At 70.0% G+C, this 17,485-nt stretch carries 18 protein-coding genes; 3 read left to right on the plus strand and 15 right to left on the minus strand.

Annotated features, from left to right (window positions below):
- Positions 1-35: 35 nt before the first annotated feature.
- The 7 genes from E0500_RS01955 to E0500_RS44845 form a co-directional block, all read right to left on the minus strand.
- Positions 36-1,790, minus strand: coding sequence for an acyl-CoA dehydrogenase family protein (locus tag E0500_RS01955; RefSeq protein ID WP_131561246.1), 1,755 nt, complete (start codon positions 1,788-1,790; stop codon positions 36-38).
- On the minus strand, positions 1,784-3,691 hold the full coding sequence (locus E0500_RS01960) for an acyl-CoA dehydrogenase family protein (protein WP_131561248.1): 1,908 nt from the start codon (positions 3,689-3,691) through the stop codon (positions 1,784-1,786). Before E0500_RS01960 ends, E0500_RS01955 begins: the two co-directional genes overlap by 7 nt.
- A 3-nt stretch (positions 3,692-3,694) precedes the next feature.
- On the minus strand, positions 3,695-5,491 hold the full coding sequence (locus E0500_RS01965; RefSeq protein WP_131561250.1) for a fatty acyl-AMP ligase: 1,797 nt from the start codon (positions 5,489-5,491) through the stop codon (positions 3,695-3,697).
- 672 nt (positions 5,492-6,163) lie between these two features.
- Positions 6,164-6,487, minus strand: a complete 324-nt coding sequence (locus E0500_RS01970; RefSeq protein WP_309504812.1) for a DUF6059 family protein — start codon at positions 6,485-6,487, stop codon at positions 6,164-6,166.
- Between the two features lie 51 nt (positions 6,488-6,538).
- Complete coding sequence (locus E0500_RS01975) at positions 6,539-8,488, minus strand: HAD family hydrolase (protein ID WP_131561254.1); 1,950 nt, start codon at positions 8,486-8,488, stop codon at positions 6,539-6,541.
- Between the two features lie 120 nt (positions 8,489-8,608).
- Complete coding sequence (locus E0500_RS44840) at positions 8,609-8,866, minus strand: DUF2087 domain-containing protein (protein ID WP_309504813.1); 258 nt, start codon at positions 8,864-8,866, stop codon at positions 8,609-8,611.
- Positions 8,867-8,979: 113 nt separating this feature from the next.
- Positions 8,980-9,204, minus strand: coding sequence for a hypothetical protein (locus E0500_RS44845; protein ID WP_309504814.1), 225 nt, complete (start codon positions 9,202-9,204; stop codon positions 8,980-8,982).
- A 122-nt stretch (positions 9,205-9,326) separates the two neighbouring features.
- Here E0500_RS44845 and E0500_RS01985 point away from each other — a divergent pair, with 122 nt between their 5' ends.
- Positions 9,327-10,763: a condensation domain-containing protein gene (locus E0500_RS01985; protein ID WP_131561256.1), complete on the plus strand. Its 1,437-nt coding sequence runs from the start codon at positions 9,327-9,329 to the stop codon at positions 10,761-10,763.
- Positions 10,764-10,896: 133 nt separating this feature from the next.
- Here E0500_RS01985 and E0500_RS01990 read toward each other — a convergent pair whose 3' ends face one another.
- The 6 genes from E0500_RS01990 to E0500_RS02015 form a co-directional block, all read right to left on the minus strand.
- On the minus strand, positions 10,897-11,148 hold the full coding sequence (locus tag E0500_RS01990; RefSeq protein WP_131561257.1) for a hypothetical protein: 252 nt from the start codon (positions 11,146-11,148) through the stop codon (positions 10,897-10,899).
- A 261-nt stretch (positions 11,149-11,409) separates the two neighbouring features.
- Positions 11,410-11,691, minus strand: a complete 282-nt coding sequence (locus E0500_RS01995; protein WP_131561259.1) for a hypothetical protein — start codon at positions 11,689-11,691, stop codon at positions 11,410-11,412.
- Positions 11,692-11,835: 144 nt separating this feature from the next.
- Positions 11,836-12,102, minus strand: coding sequence for a hypothetical protein (locus tag E0500_RS02000; protein ID WP_131561261.1), 267 nt, complete (start codon positions 12,100-12,102; stop codon positions 11,836-11,838).
- A gap of 197 nt (positions 12,103-12,299) precedes the next feature.
- Positions 12,300-12,584 (minus strand): hypothetical protein, encoded by a 285-nt coding sequence (locus E0500_RS02005; RefSeq protein ID WP_131561263.1) that lies wholly within the window; start codon positions 12,582-12,584, stop codon positions 12,300-12,302.
- Between the two features lie 85 nt (positions 12,585-12,669).
- Positions 12,670-12,945 carry a hypothetical protein gene (locus E0500_RS02010; RefSeq protein WP_131561265.1) on the minus strand — a complete coding sequence of 92 codons (276 nt, stop codon included), beginning with the start codon at positions 12,943-12,945 and terminating at the stop codon, positions 12,670-12,672.
- Between the two features lie 296 nt (positions 12,946-13,241).
- Positions 13,242-13,502, minus strand: a complete 261-nt coding sequence (locus tag E0500_RS02015; protein ID WP_131561267.1) for a hypothetical protein — start codon at positions 13,500-13,502, stop codon at positions 13,242-13,244.
- A gap of 320 nt (positions 13,503-13,822) precedes the next feature.
- Between E0500_RS02015 and E0500_RS02020 the strand changes: the two genes are divergently transcribed.
- Positions 13,823-14,125, plus strand: a complete 303-nt coding sequence (locus tag E0500_RS02020; RefSeq protein ID WP_131561269.1) for a chaplin — start codon at positions 13,823-13,825, stop codon at positions 14,123-14,125.
- A gap of 189 nt (positions 14,126-14,314) precedes the next feature.
- On the opposite strand, the gene E0500_RS02025 is transcribed toward E0500_RS02020, so the two are convergent.
- Together E0500_RS02025 and E0500_RS02030 are read right to left on the minus strand one after the other, a co-directional pair.
- A complete protein-coding gene (locus E0500_RS02025) occupies positions 14,315-15,007 on the minus strand; it encodes a hypothetical protein (protein ID WP_131561271.1) in 693 nt (230 codons plus the stop codon).
- Positions 15,008-15,272: 265 nt separating this feature from the next.
- Positions 15,273-16,004, minus strand: a complete 732-nt coding sequence (locus E0500_RS02030; protein ID WP_131561273.1) for a hypothetical protein — start codon at positions 16,002-16,004, stop codon at positions 15,273-15,275.
- Positions 16,005-16,380: 376 nt separating this feature from the next.
- Between E0500_RS02030 and E0500_RS02035 the strand changes: the two genes are divergently transcribed.
- Positions 16,381-17,472 carry a DUF3344 domain-containing protein gene (locus tag E0500_RS02035; protein ID WP_131561275.1) on the plus strand — a complete coding sequence of 364 codons (1,092 nt, stop codon included), beginning with the start codon at positions 16,381-16,383 and terminating at the stop codon, positions 17,470-17,472.
- The last annotated feature ends 13 nt before the right edge of the window (positions 17,473-17,485 follow it).

Raw genomic sequence — 17,485 nt, forward strand, 5'->3', positions numbered from 1 at the left:
TCGGTGAAGGCGCGTCGGGTCCGGGCGGGCGGCGGTCAGCCGGCCAGCGGGGTGTCGTAGAGGTCGTAGCTGCGGCGTTCGTGGAAGCGCCGGAGCACTTCTTCGTGCACCCGGCCCTCGCACCCGGGCGGCAGGTCGGCCGGGCGCTGCCCGAGCCGGCGGGCCAGCCGGTGCAGTGCGGCGGCCACCCAGGCAGGGTCGGCCAGGAAGGGGTCGTCGCCGTCGCGGGCCCCGCGCCAGACGCCCAGGACGGACGCCGCCGCGAGGAACACCGCGTAGCGGTCGGCGAGCGCGAAGCTCGCCGGGCTGGCGAGTGCGGTGCGGTCCTGGGGGGACAGGTTCAGGCTGTCCTCCTGGATCTGCCGCAGCTCGTCCAGTATCCGCATCACCAGTCCCTGCACCGCGAGTTCCTCGGGGGAGCCGCTGGGCAGGTCGTCGGCGGCGGCGACCAGGGAGGCGCTCAGGCTGTCCCGGCCGCTGGCCAGGGCGAGCCGGTCGAAGGGGATGCCGCCGGGCAGTGGCTCCCGGGGGCGGAACAGGCTCTGCGGTGCCTCGTCCCCCGAGAACCAGGCGCGCCGGGCGAGCCGGGAGAGCTGGGGGATGATGGTGGCCTGGCAGGCGGCCGAACCGGCGTGGCCGAGGCTGAGCACCGGCAGGTCGCGGACGTGCTTCTGGAAGATGCCGAACTCGCCCTCGCGGACGTAGAACCGCGCCCCGAGCACGATCGACAGGTCGTACATGGTGTCCGTGAGCATCTTGGGCACCAGGTACTTCACCGCCGCCGCGTACACGCTGGTCTCGTCGGGCAGCAGGTGCACCGCCCGGGTGCCGACCAGCGCCAGGCTGTCGCAGGTGAGCAGGTCGAGGAAGGCCCCGGTGAGGGTCGCGGAGGCGTGCGGGATGTCCATGACCGACCGCCGGTAGAGCCGGCGTCCGACGGCGAATCCCACCACCGTGCGCAGGCTGGTGTCGAGGGCGCCGATGGCCATGCCGGGCACCGCGCTGCGGGTGATCTGGAAGGAGCGCAGGGCCAGTTCGACGCCCTGGCCGCGCGCGCCGACCAGGGCGCTGTCGGGTACGGGGCAGTCGGTGAAGTCCAGCCCGGACAGCTTGCAGCCGCGGACGCCGACGGCGGTGTAGCGGGGCAGGACCTTGAAGCGGTCCTGGTCGAGCTGGTCCCGTTCCGCCAGCAGCACCGAGTGGCTGCGGCTGCCGGGGCTGTCGTCGGTGCGGCTGAACAGGGCGAAGGCGTCGGCCCGTGCCGCGTTGTTGATGACTTCCTTGCGGCCGTGCAGCCGAAAGCCGCCGGGTACCGGGTCGGCCCGGAACTCGTTGCGCACGAAGTCGTTGCCGTGGGCCAGTTCGTGGTAGGCGACGGAGACCTTGGAGCCGCCAAGGAGCAGCTCGGCGAGCCTGCGCCGCTGCTCCTCGTTTCCGGCCGTCCACACGTTGGCGGCGGCCATGAACGACGTGATGCCGTAGCCGAGGCCCAGCGCCACATCGCGCCGGAACACCTGCCGCATCACGCGTGCGAGGGAGTCCAGCCGGTCAAGGCGCCCGCCGAACTCGCCGGGCACGAACTCGGCGTTGAGGACCAGGTCGTCCAGGAGCCGCTCACCGGCGGCGGGCAGTTCCCCGGCCTCGTCGGCGGCCAGCAGCCCGGCGGTGCCGAGCGGGTTGGCCGGGTCGTGGGGGTCGCCGAAACGGCTCTCCAGCTCGGCGACCCGGGCCTGGACCGCGCTCTCCTGCGCCTCGTGCGCGGCCGGGTCGACCGCGGGATCACTCAGCATGACGTCCCCTCGGAGGTCCGGGTGCCGTCCACGGCGGCCCGGGTGTCGGTGTGTGCGGATGCGGCTGCGGATACGGCGGCAGCGGCCGACGGACGGTCACCGCCGTCGCCTGATGCGTCAGATACGTGGGATGCGTCGGATTCCTCGGTCTGCGGGCTCGCGCCCCCGTGCATCCGGAACGGCAGCAGCGAGAACAGTTCGCCCGCGGTGCGGGTCGCCCGCAGCCGGTCCAGCAGGTGCGGGTAGGCGTCGGGCTCTCCCGCGTCGGGCTCGCCCAGCCGTGTCAGCAGCCGGTCGAGGACGGGCCACAGCCACACCCCGTCGCTCCAGAGCGCTCCAGTGCGTCCCGTGCTGGCGGTGCGGTGGTTGTGCGCCCACAGGCCGAGGGAGGCGGCGCCCGCGAGGCACAGGCTGTACTGCCGGGCGACGTCGAAGGCGGCGGGCGGAACGTCGGAGACCACCGTGCGGTAGGCGTCCATGGCCTCGTGGACCCGGCCGGTGGCGGCGAGCAGGCGTTCCGCCGCTGCCAGCGCGCCCTTGAGTTCCGGCCGCAGGGCGGCCTCGGAGCGCAGCGCCTCCACCGAGTCGGGCAGCGTGGCCATGATGCCGGAGCCACGCCGGGCCACCAGCGACAGCCGTGTCGGGTCCAGCGGAGGCAGCGGCGCGGAGAGGTCGAACGCGCGGGCGGCACCGGCCGTGTCGCCGCTGCCCCGCTGCCAGCCGCGGCCCAGCGAACGGAACTGGTTGACCAGGGAGTTGAGGTTGACGAGGGTGTTGCCGTCGAAGAGGCCGACGATACGGTGGTCGCGGTCGACCTTCTGGAACATCCCCAGCGCGTGGACGTCCTTCAGGAACGCCCGCGCCCCGAGCAGCCGGGTCAGCTCGCCGATCAGGGCCTCGGTGCCGGTGGGCACCAGGTACTTGGTGGCCGCGGCGGCCACGCTCAGCTCGTCGGGGATCGTGTGCACGGACCGGGCGGCCACCGTGGCCAGTGCCTCCCCGGCCAGTACGTCGGCCGCGGCGCAGGCGAGTACGTGCCGGGCCTGCGGCAGGTCCACCAGTCGCCGCCCGAACAGCTCGCGCCGCTCGGCGAAGTCGAGCGCGATACGCAGCGCGTGGTCGGCCGCGCCCAGCGACAGCGAGGCGCACATGGTGCGGGTGAGCTGCAGCGCCTTGAGCACGGTCTCGACGCCGCCGCCCTCGCCGCCGACCGCCGCGTCCGCCGGCACCGGAGCATCGTCGAAGGCGATGCCGCTGATGTCGGCGCCCCGGATGCCGTGTGTGCGGATCTTGTCGAGGCAGCGGTACTGCTCGCCCTCGGTCAGCGGCCGCTTGTCGACCAGCAGGACGGTGAAGCCGCGCGGCCCGCCGTCCGGGCCGGTCCGGGTGAGGACGGAGAGCAGGCTGCCCCGGGTGGCGTTGTTGATCAGCCACTTCTCGCCGCTGACGCGCCAGCCGCCCTCGCCGTCGGGCTCACCCCGCACGTCCCCGGCGAGCAGGTCGCTGCCGTGGGCGCGCTCGGTGAGGGCCAGCGAGACGGGCACACCCGCGCGGATGTCCGCGGCGAGCCGGCGGCCCTGCTCGGGGGTGCCGGAGATCCAGACGCACACCCCGCCCAGATAGGTCTTGCCGTGCCCGACGGCGACGGTCAGATCGCGGCGGGCCACCACCCGCATGACCTGCATGACGGTCTCGTAGTCGGTGAGCCGTCCGCCGTGCTCGGCCGGGATGTAGAACTCCTGAAGGCCCCAGTCCTCCAGCACCCGGCAGATGTCGCCCGGGAACTCCTCGTTCTCGTCCAGTTCCAGGCAGCGGGCGTGGGAGAAGTCCGTGCCGGGGTCCTCGGGATCGCCGAGCAGCAGCTCCAGCTCCTGCGCGACGCGGTAGGGAGGATGCTCCATGCCTCAGCCCACCTCGGCCGGCGCCGGACCGTCGGTCTGAGCGGCCTGCGCGCCCGCTTCGACGAGCGCCGCGACCGTCGGGTCCAGCACGGAGTGCAGGGCGCCGACCGCGCCTTCGAGGAACAGCTTCCGCATCAGCGTCCGCTGGGTCTTGCCGCTGGTGGTCTTGCGTACGGTGCCGGGGCGGACGAACAGCACGTTGCCGACCGGCACGGCGAACTCCCTGCCGACGTGCTGCTGGACCTCGGCGGTGACGGTCTTCAGGTCCGCGCCCGCCGCGGCGGCCCGGATCTCGTGGATCACCACGAGGTGCTCCTGGCCGCCGGTGTCGACGGCGAAGACGGCTCCGGTGCCGATCGCCGGGTTCAGGGCGCGGACGGCGCTCTCCACGTCGTACGGGTAGATGTTGCGGCCGTTGATGAGGACCATTTCCTTCAGCCGGCCGGTCACGAAGAGTTCCCCGTCGCCGAGGACACCCAGGTCGCCGGTGCGCAGCCAGGTACCGAGTTCCTCCTGGTCCACGATCCGGGCGCCGAAGATCTCGGCGTTCACCTCCGGCCGCTCCCAGTAGCCGGAGGACACGCTGGCGCCGCGCACCCAGATCTCCCCGACCTTCCCCTCAGCACACTCGACCAGGGTCTCGGGGTCGACGATCCGCACCTCGAAGTCCTCGGCCCGTGCCACGCCGCTGCTGACCAGGGTGCGCCGCAGAGCGCCCAGGTACGGGCCCTCCACCACACCGCGCTCCAGACCGGCCGCGTCCACCTCACGCAGCAGTGCGGCGCGGTTCCTGGGGATGCCGGTCACCAGCAGCGTGGTCTCGGCCATGCCGTAGCAGGGGAACATGGCCTCGGGCCGGAACCCGTACGGCCCGAAGCGCTCGGTGAACGCCTTGACGGTCTCGGCCCTGACCGGCTCGGCGCCGTTGCAGGCCGTGCGCCACGACGACAGGTCCAGCCCCTCCAGCTGTGCGTCGGTGATCCGCCGGACGCACAGGTCGAACGAGAAGTTGGGGCCGGCGCTGGCGTTCACGCCGTACTCGCTGACCAGCTCCAGCCAGCGGACGGGCCTGCGCAGGAACGACACCGGGGGGATCAGGACGCCCTTGGTGCCCAGCCACAGCGGCTGCAGCACATGCCCCATGAGACCCATGTCGTGGTAGAAGGGCAGCCAGCCGCCGACAGTCGACTCCGAGGTGTTGCCGGTGGAGCGGGCGATGGCCGCCTCGTTGGCGAGCAGGTTGCCGTGCGTCACCATCACGCCCTTGGGCTCGCTGGTGGAGCCCGAGGTGTACTGGAGGAAGGCCAGATCCTGCGGGCTCAGTCCCGGGTCGCGCCAGGCACCCGCGTCGCCGACGGTTCCCTGGTCCGTGGCCAGGCAGGCCACGTCCGAGAAGCCCTCGGACTTCAGCCACGCCTCCACCTCGGGGGCCTGCTCGGCGAGGGTCAGCACCGCGCCGACCCGGGCGTCGCGGACGATCCCGGACACCCGGCGGAAGTGTTGGCCCTGCTCGGAGGGGAGCGGGGCGGGCACCGCGACGGCCCCGGCGTAGAGGCAGCCCACGAACGCCTTGACGAAGTCCAGGCCGGACGGGAAGAGCAGCAGGACCTGACGCCCCGCCAGCCCGCGTTCCTGCAGCCAGGACGCGATGTCCCTGGCCGCGCGGTCCAGGCCCAGATAGGACAGCTGTTCGGGTTCCTTGCCCTTGACTCCGTCCGCGAGGAACAGGAACGCGTCACCGTCGCCGCGTTCATCCGACCGTGTCAGCACGAGCTCCGCGAATGAACCGAATTCCGCCACCGTCATTCCCCTTGCCTCGAAGCGCCTCGTATCGCGTTGAAACCGGTTGAACCGACCGGCCGAACGGCTGACCTACCGGCAGGCCGCACTGCCTGCCGGAGCTGTCGTGCCGATGGTCGGACCCGCCTCTAAAGCCCCTCTTGCGGCTCCACCGGCAGCCCCTACTCACGGCCCGGTCGCGACCCTTGCTGACGGCTCTGCCAGCGGCCCTCGCTCACGGCTCTGCCAGCGGCCCTCGCTGACGTCCCAGTCGCGGCCCTCGCTCACGGCTCTGCCAGCGGCCCTCGCTGACGTCCCAGTCGCGGCCCTCGATCACGGCCCAGTCGCGACCGTCACCCACGGCTCAGACGCGACGTCGCTCACGGCCCAGTCGCGACCGTCACCCAAGGCCCGGTCCCCGGCCCCGGCTTACGGCTCAGTCGCGGCCGTCACCCACGGCTCAGACGCGGCGTCGCTCACGGCCCAGTCGCGACCGTCACCCAAGGCTCAGACGCGGCGTCACTCACGGCCCAGTCGCGACCGTCACCCAAGGCCCGGTCCCCGGCCCCGGCTTACGGCTCTGTCACCGGCTTCTCTGGCGGCTCCGTCACCGGCCCCTGCTCAGGGCTCCCTCACCAGTCCTCTGTCGGCCCTGACACCGGCGCCCCTCTCTCGGCTGCCGAGGCGGCTGCCTCACTCCCGTCGGCCGGGCTCCTCCCCCACCCGCCCGGGACCCTCCAACTGCGCCCACAACTCCCGTTCGCCCGGGGAGAGCGGCGCGTCGGCGACCAGTCGCTCCGGATGGGCGCCCGGCGGCGCGTCGAGCGGGCGGATGCCGCCCAGAGACCTGGGATCGTCGTCACCGAGCCACCACTGCTTCGCCTGGTCCACGGAGACCGGCGGAACCATGCCGAACATGACGGCGAGCGCGCCGAAGCCGTCCGCCAGGAACGTGGCGGTCCCCGCCGCACCCGCCACGCCGCCCGGCGCACGGTCCACCACCACATACCGGGCCACCGCATGCCAGGCCCTCGCATGTCAGGCCGCGCCACCATGCCGCCGCCCACCTCAGGACGCCGGCCGGCCGAAGTCCGCCGTCAGGCGGACGTGTGCCGGCGGCGTGGGCAGCTGCTCCCCGGTCAGGTCGTGGCGGAACGACACGGTGCCGTCCTCGTCCTCGCCCGTCTCCGAGAAGCCCACGGACGGGTACAGGGTGCGTACCCGGTGGTTCTTCGCGGTCGGACGGTAGCGGGCGTGCACGGCTCCGGCCCCGCGCTCCCCGGCCTCGCGCAGCACGGCGGCCAGGCAGGCCTCTTCGATGCCGCGGGCGAACACCCGGCAGCTCAGCAGCATGTTGTCGATGTGCCAGCCGCCGTCCGCGCCGACGCCGCTCACCAGGACGACCCCGACCAGCCCGTTGTCACCGAACCGGTCCGCGGAGCGGATCGCCAGCACCAGCCCGTCGTCGGAGTCCCGCCGGGCCCGTACGTCGGCCTGCTGGAGCCGCTCGGTCGTGAGGTTGAACTGGTTGGTGCGCAGCGTCACCTGGGAGACCCGGGCGATCTCGTGGTCCGCCACGGGCGAGAGGGTGACCTCGACGCCGAGTTCCGCGAGGTACTCCTCCATGGAGCCCGCGCTTTCCATGAGGTCCTGGCGGGCCGCCTCGGTGCGGTACTGCGTCGCCCGGGCGCGGTCCTCGGCGGTCAGCTCCCGCAGGTCGAACCAGCCGTCGGCGAGCAGCCGCTCGATGTGCAGGGCGGGTTCCTCGTCGAGCCGGACCACGGCGACACCGGGCAGGCTCCGGGCCACCAGACCGCACTCGAACGGCGAGTCGTCGGCGAAGACAAAGCTGTCCACACCGAGGTTGAGCTTGCGGGCGATGGCCAGCAGATTGCTGTCCTTGGGGTCCCAGTTGGCGACGACCTGCACGAAGTCGCCGTCGCGCAGCACCATGTCGGGGTGGTCGCCCAGCACGGCGCGGACCGGCTCGATGTCGTTCTTGCTGCACACCGCGAGCAGTACGCCCTGGGCGCCGATCTGGCCGACGGCCTTCTGGAAGCGGCCGAACGCCTCACCGCGGTAGGTGGTGGCGGCGGCGATGCCGTCGGGGCCGTCGTCGCCGAGGATGCCGTCCCACAGGGTGTTGTCCAGATCGACCACCAGCACCTTCTTGGTGCGCCCGCGCAGGGCACGCGCCAGGTGGCCGGCCTCACGGGCGTACCCGGCCAGCAGTTCCTCACCGAGGTGCACCTTGGCGTAGGCGGCGAGCCGCGGCTCGTTGACCGGGCCCGAGGAGGCGATCAGCGGATCGAGGTCGACGACGTGGACGCGGTCGTGCTCGGCCGCCAGCCGCAGCAGCCCCGCGTTGAACTCCCGCCAGACGACCCCGAGCCGGGCCCGCGACCGGGAGTCGACCAGGCTGCGCAGCCGGCTGCGCAGCAGCGGCACGGTGTTGAGCACCAGGGTGCCGGCACCGTGCGTGACATACCGCTCCGCGAGCTGCCGGACCAGCGCCAGCTTCGCGACGGTGACCCGCTCCACATCGTCCACCAGCCAGGGATGCGGCAGCTCGTCAAAGACAATTTCAGAATCAAGCACACACAGCGCCAGATCGGCACCCGAGGCGTACAGCTCGCTGCCGGTGTCCTGGAGATCGCGGTACCACGAGTCGTAGTCGCCCTCGTGCAGCTTCAGCAGCATTCCGTGGCGGGCGAGTTCGGCGGTCAGCGGGGCCTTGAGCCCGTTGAGGGTGGAGTGGCCGGTGACCGCGACGGAGAACGTGTCGGTGCCGGGGTGCTCGCGCAGCACCTGCTCCGGGTCGAGACGGGCGAGCAGCTGTCCGGCGCGCACCAGGTCGGGCGCGGGCGGCCCGGCCGGATTCCCCGCCGCGGCCAGCTCGGCCAGCAGACCGGGCACCTCGTCGTACGCGTCGGCGAGGCGTCCTTCGGCATGGAGGGCGCGCAGCCGGTCCAGCGGTCCGGTCCGCTCGCCCACGGCGGTGCTCGCAACCGTGCCCATGGTGTCTCCCCTTCACAGAATCGCGCGTCGCTCACCACCACTGACCGGTGGCCACGCCGACCCTGCCGGGCACGTCTTAAGGGGCCCTTGAGCGGGCCCGAAGCCCACCCCGAACCCGTATCAGGCCTGGGCGGCCCGCCAGTAGAAGCCGAACTGCCGCCGCAGGTGCCCGAGGTCCACCGGATACCGCCGCAGCGTCACATGGTCGACCGGTGCGTTTTCGCACCAGACCTGCAGTTTCTCGTTGACCGCCCGCTCCGGGTACTCGATGCCGGGCTCGAAGGTCCGCTCGGCGATGTGCCGGATGACGACCACCTTGCGCTGCCACTGCGCAGGCAGCCGTACGAGACGCCCGTCGCGCACGAAGGTCCGCAGCACCGCCTCGGTCCGCTCGTCCCCCGCGCCGTACCCCTCGACACCCTCCCGGCCGCCCCGCTCCTCCCGTACCCGCTCCTCCCGTACGTGCTCCCGGAAGTGCCCGTACGCGACGCTCAGCCCGCCGTCTCACCGACCCTGGCGGGGGTGTCCGCCCCGAGGGCCACGGCCGCGAACACGCGAACCTTCTTCTCATCGGTGAACATACGGATCAGTCGGTCGGTACCCATGGTGCGGACGCCAACGGCCAGGCTCCCGGAACCGAACCGAATTTCTTCATCCGTTTGCGCCAATGACCGGCCCGCCGGAGACGAAAACCGCTGAGCATCGTTGTTCGACATGCCACCCGATCCATTGAAAAGCCGGGATACCGCACGTGTCGGTGTGTTTCCGTCGCGGACGCGGCATTCCCTTGACTGATCCGGTCGAACCGGATCTGCCCCACCCGTGAACGGAGACACCCGTGCGCATCACCGACATGCATCGCTGCGAGATCCGACCCGGACGGCTCGTCGAGTGGACGCTCAGTCCGGCGACGGTCGAGGCGGCGGCGAGCCTGCCGGAGGACTCGCGGCCGCCGGCGTACATCCAGGAGTCGCACATCAGAACGGTCCGCTCGGTGCGGGATGACGGCCTGTTCGTACCGACCTGGGTGGGCACGGCCTTCGACATCCCGGGCACGGTCGATCTCGACATCCTGCAAGAGGCACTGCGCAGCTGGACGCTCCGGCACGAGACGCTGCGCAGCGGCTTCCGCTGGACCGGCGAATCCGACGACGAGATGCGCCGGTTCACACTCGACGCCGACGCGGTGTCCCTGCACCGCGAAGTCATCGGCGACTTCTCCGACCCGACGGAGGTCGCCCAGTACCTCCAGGACCGCTTCGACGTCACGGCGGACGCACTGCGCTGGCCGAACTTCCTCTACACGGCGGTCGTCCGGGACGACTGCACCAGCGTGTACCTGGCCTTCGACCACAGCAACGTGGACTCGTACTCCGTCCAGCGCCTCCCGGCCGACATCCACGAGCTCTACACGGCGGGCGTGGAGGGCCGCCGCGTGGAGCAGACACCGCCTGGCAGTTACGTAGACTTCTGCGAGATCGAGCGGGCGGACGCGGACCGGATCGACGCCACCCACGAGGTCGTGGCCCGCTGGCGGGAGTTCATCAACCGCTGCGGCGGAAAGCTGCCGGACTTCCCCCTCGACCTCGGCCTGGCCCCCGGCGGTGAGCTCCCCTCCCAGCGGCTCATGAACGAGATGCTCGTGGACGCGGACGACGCCGCCGCCTTCGAGTCGTACTGCCGGCCCTACGGCGGAGGTCCGGCCGGCATCCTGGCCGCCACGAGCCTCATCGTCCACCAGCTCGGCGATGAGTCCGTCTACCGCACCGTCGTACCGTTCCACACCCGGGTGAAGTCCCGGTGGTCGGACTCCGTGGGCTGGTACGTCGGCGGCGCACCACTTGAGGTCCCCCTCACCCGGACACCCGACTTCGCGAGCGCCCTGCGGGCGGTGCAGGCCGAGCTGCGGGCCAACCGGTCCCTGGCGCGCATTCCCCTGGCCCGTGTACTGCGCCTGCTCGGCGCCGACTTCCGCCCGACCTCACCCGACCTGTACTCGATCGTCTCGTACGTCGACGCCCGTGGCCTGCCCGGCTCCGACCGCTGGGCCGAGCTGTCGGTCTACGGACTGATGAGGGTGTCGTACGGCGACCAGGTGTGCGTCTGGCTCAACCGGCTCCACGAGGGCCTGTGGTTCGCCTGCCGCTACCCCGACACCGACATCGCGTACCACAACATGCGGCGGTACACCGAGCGGCTGCGGGACATCATCGTCTCGGTGGCCCACGAGAAGCGGCTGGCCGACCGGAAGCCCGAGCCGATCACCGTCGGCTGAACGCGGAACAGAGGAGAGACCGCCGGGTGCACCGTCCGGCGGACTCCTGACACGCTTGTGGGCCCGGAGGTCATACCTCCGGGCCCACAAGGGACAAAGGGATGTCTGCGCCCCATCGTGAGGGGCGGAACCGCTACTTGACGACCGGGAGCCCCTTCAGGAGGCCACCGGGCACGATCTGAGACAGGTTGGCCACGCCCTTGCCGTGCTTGGTCCGGCCGCCGGCCGGGAGGGCGCCGGTGCCTTTCTTGGCCTGGGCAGCCGTGTTGCTGAGGCCATTGAGCGGCAGCGCCACGTCCGCGGGCTGAGCGGCGAACGCGGGCGAAGCGGCACCGGCGACGACGAGGGATCCGGCAAGGACGGCGGCAACCTTCAGCTGCTTCATATGGGTTCCTTTCTTCGGCAACACGCGGTCACCAGAGGGGAATTCAGTTCCCAGGCATCGCATGCCCGGCCTCACTTCGCCATGGCCAACGAATGGCCGGTTGCCATGGAAACCCTCCCTGACCAAGTTCCTGGAATTCATATGAAAGACCTGTTGCCCGCTTCGCCTCCGGGCCGGTGGACGAACAAGGATGGCCGGGACCCGGTATCGGGTCCCGGCCATCCTCTGCTGCGGGGAGGGGAGGACTTACGCGGTCGGACGTCAGTTCTTGCCAGGGACGACGACATCGCTGACGCAGCTGACCTGGCTCTGCGAAGTCGGGCAGGTCTGCGACGAGTTGTTGACGACGGTGACGTTTCCGGCCTTGTCGGTGGTGACCTTGTACTTGCCCTGGTCCACGCAGCGAACCTGGCCGTTACCATCCTCGACGCACCTGCCGGCGCCATCAGCGGCGAAGGCCTGGACGGCACCGCCACCGACCAGAGCAAAGCTCCCCAGGAGTCCCGCTGCCGCTACCGCCGCGATCTTCTTCGAGTTGAGCATCTACCTTTTCCTTTACGGTCAACCCCCCGTGACTGGACGGCGGAGTCGTTCCGGACACTTGGACCGGCAAAAACCAGGGGCAGGTCCCGGGGCTCGGACACCTGGTCCGAGCCCCGAGCCCTGCCTAGATCACGTGATCAGCGATCACTTGATGTCGTTGAGCTGCGTGCAGGTCAGCGACTCGCGCTCGCTGTTGTCCTGGTTGGCGATGCCGAGGATCGCGAGGTTGACGTTGATGTCGTCGATGTTGATGAGTCCCTGCTTCTTTTCGTTCTGCTCGCAGGACTGGTTCTGCTTGTTGTCGATCTTGACCTTGGCGTCCCCGTCAGCAGCGTGACCGACACCGGCGCCCAGGAAGCTGACGCTGCTGAGCATGGCCACGATGACTGCGGCCTTCTGGTACTTGCGCATTACCTCTCCGTTCTCAAGCAAACACAGTCCGCGATGGACCAGTCACTGACAGTCGATCACTGTAGGTGCCGTTTACGGCAGTTGACGGGCGAAACGCCCAATCACGTAAGTTTCTTGAAAAAAGATATTGTCGTGGCATTGCCGTACCACCACACGCGCACCCACGAGGCGTCCGCACCCCGTCGACCAACGAGGCGTCAGGACTTCTTGCCGGACTTGGCGACGTCACTGACACAGGTAGCCCCGCTGCTTGAAGGCGGGCAGTTCTGCGTCGAGTTGTTGACGACCTGAATGCTTTCGTACGAGTCGGGGAGGGCATCACGCTTGATCACGTCCTCGCAGCGAACGTGACCCCGACCGTCGTCGACGCACCTGCCGGTGCCATCAGCGGCGAAGGCCTGGACAGCACCGCCACCGACCAGAGCGGAACCCCCCAGGAGTCCCGCCGCCACTGCCACCACGACCTTCTTCGAGTTGAGCATCTACCTTCTCCTTTACCGGAACAGAACTCGGGGCCCGAACACCTGGTCCGGGCCCCGAGTACTACCTAGATCACCTGATCAGTGATCACTTCTTGCCGAGAGAGAAGACCTGCGTGCAGGACAGCGACTTACGCTCGCTGTTGTCCTGGTTGGCGAGGCCGAGGATGGCGGCGACGTTGACGTTGACGTCGTCGACGTTCACGAGACCCTGCGTGTCCTCGTTCTGCTCGCAGGACTGGTTCTGCTTGTTGTCGATCTTGACCTTGCCGTCCCCGCCCGCAGCGTGACCGACACCGGCACCCAGGAAGCTGACGCTACCGAGCATGGCCACGACGACTGCGGCCTTCTGGTACTTGCGCATTACCTCTCCGTTCTCAGATAGACACAGCCCGCGATGGGCCGGTCACCGACAGTGGCTAAAGTAAGTCAGCTATGCGGCTTTTGACAGGCGAAACGCCCAATCGCGTAAGTTTCCTGAAAAAATGCACGTCGTGGCGCCGGTACACATACACCGGGCGGCCGAGTGCGGGCGGCCACGTCCGGCCAACCGCCCTGCGAACAACGACACCGCGCCGTCCGGATGGGCATCCGAACGGCGCGTCATGTCAGCACAGGGCAGAGGCGCCCCGATGCGGCACTAGATCACCTGAGCGGCGATCACTTGCCGATCTGGGTGCAATGCAGGGACTCACGCTCACTGTTGTCCTGGTTGGCGAGGCCGATAAGGGCGCCGACGTTGACGTTGACGTCGTCGACGTTGATGAGACCCTGCTCGAAGTCGTTCTGGCTGCACGCCTGGTTCTGCTTGTTGTCGATCTTGACCTTGCCGTCCCCGCCCGCGGTGGCGACACCGGCACCCAGGAAGCTGACGCTGCCGAGCATGGCCACGACGACTGCGGCCTTCTGGTACTTGCGCATTACCTCTCCGTTCCTTACGTGGACACAGCCCGCGACGGGCTGATCACTCACAGTCGTTGACTGTAGGTGACGGTTATGACTTTTATCGGATGAAACGCCCAACTCGCGTCGGTTTCCTGAGAAAGGGCGCGCTGTGGAACTTCTGTGCAGGTATCGAGGTGGCCGAGCGCGGCATCACGTCGAGCCGACCGCGCGCGAGGATCTGTACAAAAGGGTGATCCGGTCACAATCGTCGTGACTCGTCCGGAGTCGCCGCGTTGAACGGGCAGTGCGGTCGCGCGTACTGCTGCCGCACTTACCGAGTCAATAAGGAGAACGTGATGTCTCGCATCGCGAAGGTTGGCGCTGTTGCTCTCGGCACGGGTGCCGTGGTGCTCAGCGGGGCGGGTCTCGCCACGGCGGACGCCAGCGCCAAGGGCGCGGCGATCGGCTCGCCCGGCGTCCTGTCCGGCAATGTGGTGCAGGCCGTGATCGAAATGCCGATCAACGTGTGCAACAACACCGTCACCGTGGTCGGCGCTCTCAACCCGAACGTCGGCAACGTCTGCAAGAACGGCGACGAGAAGAAGGACGAGAAGAAGGACGAGAAGAAGTCCTCCAAGAAGGCGCGCCACGTCCGCTGACGTCTGTCGTCACGCCCCGAAAGCCCCGGCACTCCGAGCGCCGGGGCTTTCCCCATGAACCCACCTCACGGACCTGAACCCACGTCACGGACCGGCATCCGTCACGGACCGGCATCACCGGCCGCACATACGGAGGGACGGCCCTCGAAACTCACCGAGGGCCGTCCCTCCGAACTGCGGGGCTCAGCCCTACATCCACAGGTTGCCGTGCACCGGCTTGGCCTCGTTCAGCGCGGCCGCGGCCTCCTTCGCCGTGGGGATCAGCGAGCCCTGGGCCCCACCGGTCAGGCCGCTGGGGACACGGGTGGTCAGGCCGCCGCTGAGGTCGGTGGTCGCCAGGTCGGGGACGCTCCCGGCGATCGGCGCCTGGGCAGGGGCGGGGTTGGCGGCCGGAGCCTGAGCCGGAGCCGGGTTGGCAGCCGGCGCCTGAGCCGGAGCCGGGTTGGCAGCCGGAGCCTGCGCCGGAGCACTGGCCACGGCCGGAGCACTGGTCTGGGCCTGGGCGTTGTAACCCGTGGACGCCGGAGCCGGAGCCGGGTTGGCAGCGGGCGCCTGAGCCGGAGCCGGGTTGGCGGCGGCCGACGCCTGAGCCGGAGCGCTGTAACCCGTGGGCGCCTGAGCCGGAGCGGCGTTGCCGGCAGGCGCCTGGGCCGGAGCACTGTTGGCGGCGGGCGCCTGAGCCGGAGCACTGTTGCCGACAGGTGCCTGAGCCGGAGCGCTGTTGGCCTGGGCCGGAGCACTGAAGCCGGCCGGCGCCTGGTCGGGAGCGCTGTAGGTGGGCGCCTGCTCGGGAGCGGTGGCGGCCAACGCGGGTGTGGCTGCACCGGCGGCGAGCAGGGATCCGGTAACGACGGCGGCAGCAGCCTTCAGGGACTTCATCATGTTCCTTTCTTCGGCGACGCAGGCCGCCGGAGGGGAATTCTGTCGCCGTGCCTAACGATCCCTGGCCGGGGCGGAAACCGGAGTGCCGGAAATTACGGATTCCTCATATGAGATCTCCGAAAACCGGGCCCCGCGAACGGGAAAGACGGAGATACCGGGATGCCGGGACAATCGCTGGAAGAACAGCAGTCGTGGTGCCGGCCCAGGGAGCCGGCACCACGACTGGACAGCACGACTGGACAGCACGAGCCGTACCGTACGGCGCTCACAGGATTGACAGCAGCCCCTCCAGCAGTGGCGTGATCACGGGGAGTGTGACGGGCGATGCCGGAGGTGTCGCGGTGGATGTCGACGTCGATGTCGATGTCTGCGTGCTGGACACCGCCGGATCGGACGAGGTCACGCCTTCCAGGCCGTTTCCGAGCAGCCCCTTGACGAGCTCCTGCAGCGCGGTCAGCAGGTCGCCCGCCTGCGGAAGCACGTCGCCGGTACCGGAGGTGAGTCCCTCCAGGAGCTCGTCGACGGCCTCCATGACGTCGTCCAGCACGTCCTGCACCTGGTCCAGCGCGTCGTCCAGCACATCGCCCACAGCGTCCAGTTCGTCGCTCGCGGAGGCGGAGGGGGCCTGCGGCAGCACACTCGTCGTCGGGGCCGTCGCCGTCGGGGTGGCCGTGAGGGCCGGAGCCTTGGCGGTCGCCTCGGTCAGTGCGCGCTTCGCGGCATCTCCCAGTCTCCTGGCCTCGTCGGGAGGCAGTCGGCCGTCGTCCGCCTTGAGCACGGCGTCCAGCAGGTCGGCGACCGGGGCGAGTTCGCCACCGTTGATCTTTCTGACTTCCGTGAGAAGCGCGTCCTCACGGTAGAGCCACGCATTGGCCGACGCCGCAGGGCCGCGCTCGCGGGCCGAGTCGGCCGCCACTGCGGCGGGGCCGGTGATCCCGACCAGGAGGGCGGCGCACAGCGCGCTGGACGCGATGTGCCGTGCGGACAGAGCAGGCATGGGTCTTCCCTTCGGCGGGCGCTGAAGTCTTGAGCCCACCGTGAAAGCGCTCACGGCTTCCCGCAACCGATCACGCGCGTCCGGCGCTCCCGCGCTTCCCTCGGTCGCCGCGTCCTGCCTGATCAGACGATACGTCAGGCCTACCGCGACCCGGTCCCCGTTCGGCGGAACGGCACCGGCCGCCCCTCCCCCGTGGGAAGCCAAGGATTTTCATGTTTCACGATTCCGACACACTTATTAGTTTTCATCGAATATCACCGTCTTTGTCCGGTTGGTGACTAGAGTTGCGAACCGCCCGACGCAGTCCTCAGCACGGACACTCCGCACGCGTGCCGCTGCTGCCACCGTCACCCGTTCCGAAAGGGCACCGCCGGTCATGCGCCATTCCCTGGGTCCGCTGTTTCCCCGTGCGGCTGTGGGCGTCCTCGTCCTCACGGCGATGTGGGCACCCGGCAGCTCCACGGCTGCCGCGCCGGCCGCACCGCCCGCGCCGGAGGCCCGCAGCATCCCGTTCACCCAGCGCTACCGCGCGGTGCAGCACGGCGGGATCGTACGCGCGGCCAACTCGTCCGTCACCTGCGAAACGGCCGCGTCGTCGTGTACCGGCGCCCGCGACGGCCGCGCGGCGGCGAACGGCGACTTCGAGATGACCTACGTCGATGTCGACAGCGACCCGAACACCTACAACTCCAGCCACGGCGAGCTCCGTCTGCCCAAGGAGGCGCGCGTGACGTACGCGCGTCTGTACTGGGGCGGCAACCTGCGTGTCGGGGAGCAGAAGCCGCCGGAGGACAACGGGCGGGTGCTCATCGCGGAGTCCGGCGGCGCGTACAAGGAGGTGCTCGCGGACTCGGTGGTCGGACACCAGGCGGAGCACGGCGCGGACGCCTTCCAGGCCTCCGCGGACGTCACGTCGCTGGTGCGGTCCACCGGTCCGGGGCTCTACACCGTGGCGCAGATCAACGTGGCCAGGGGCCGCTCGGCGGCCGGCACCTGGGGCGGCTGGACGCTGGTGGTGGCGTATGAGAAGGAGTCGGAGCCGCTGCGGCACCTGGCGATCTGGGACGGCTTCGACGCCCTCACCGCCGACCGGGACCAGGAGGTCCGGATGTCGGAGATGGCGTACCCGGAGGGCGCGGGCGGGCGGGTCGGCCTGGTCGCCTACAACGGGGACCGCGGCTCTCCGGGCGACGCGTTCACCGTGGCCGCCGGCGGCCAGGGCGAGACCGCGCTGGGCGACGCGGCCAACCCCCAGGACGACGTTCTGAACTCGACGATCAGCGAGTTCGGCGGGGCCGGCCCGGACCGTGCTCCCGCCCACCCGAACACGTTCGGCTACGACTCCGACGTCCTCGATCTGCGTGAGGGAATCCGGCGCGGCGGTGACCGGCTGACGTTCCGGATCGCCTCGCGACGGGCCCCCGCCTGGGTCGGAGCCCTCTTCGTCGCCGTGGACGCCAGGTCGTGACGCACACCGTCCC

The organism is Streptomyces sp. KM273126 (assembly GCF_004337435.2).
In the GTDB taxonomy this organism is placed as follows: domain Bacteria; phylum Actinomycetota; class Actinomycetes; order Streptomycetales; family Streptomycetaceae; genus Streptomyces; species Streptomyces acidicola.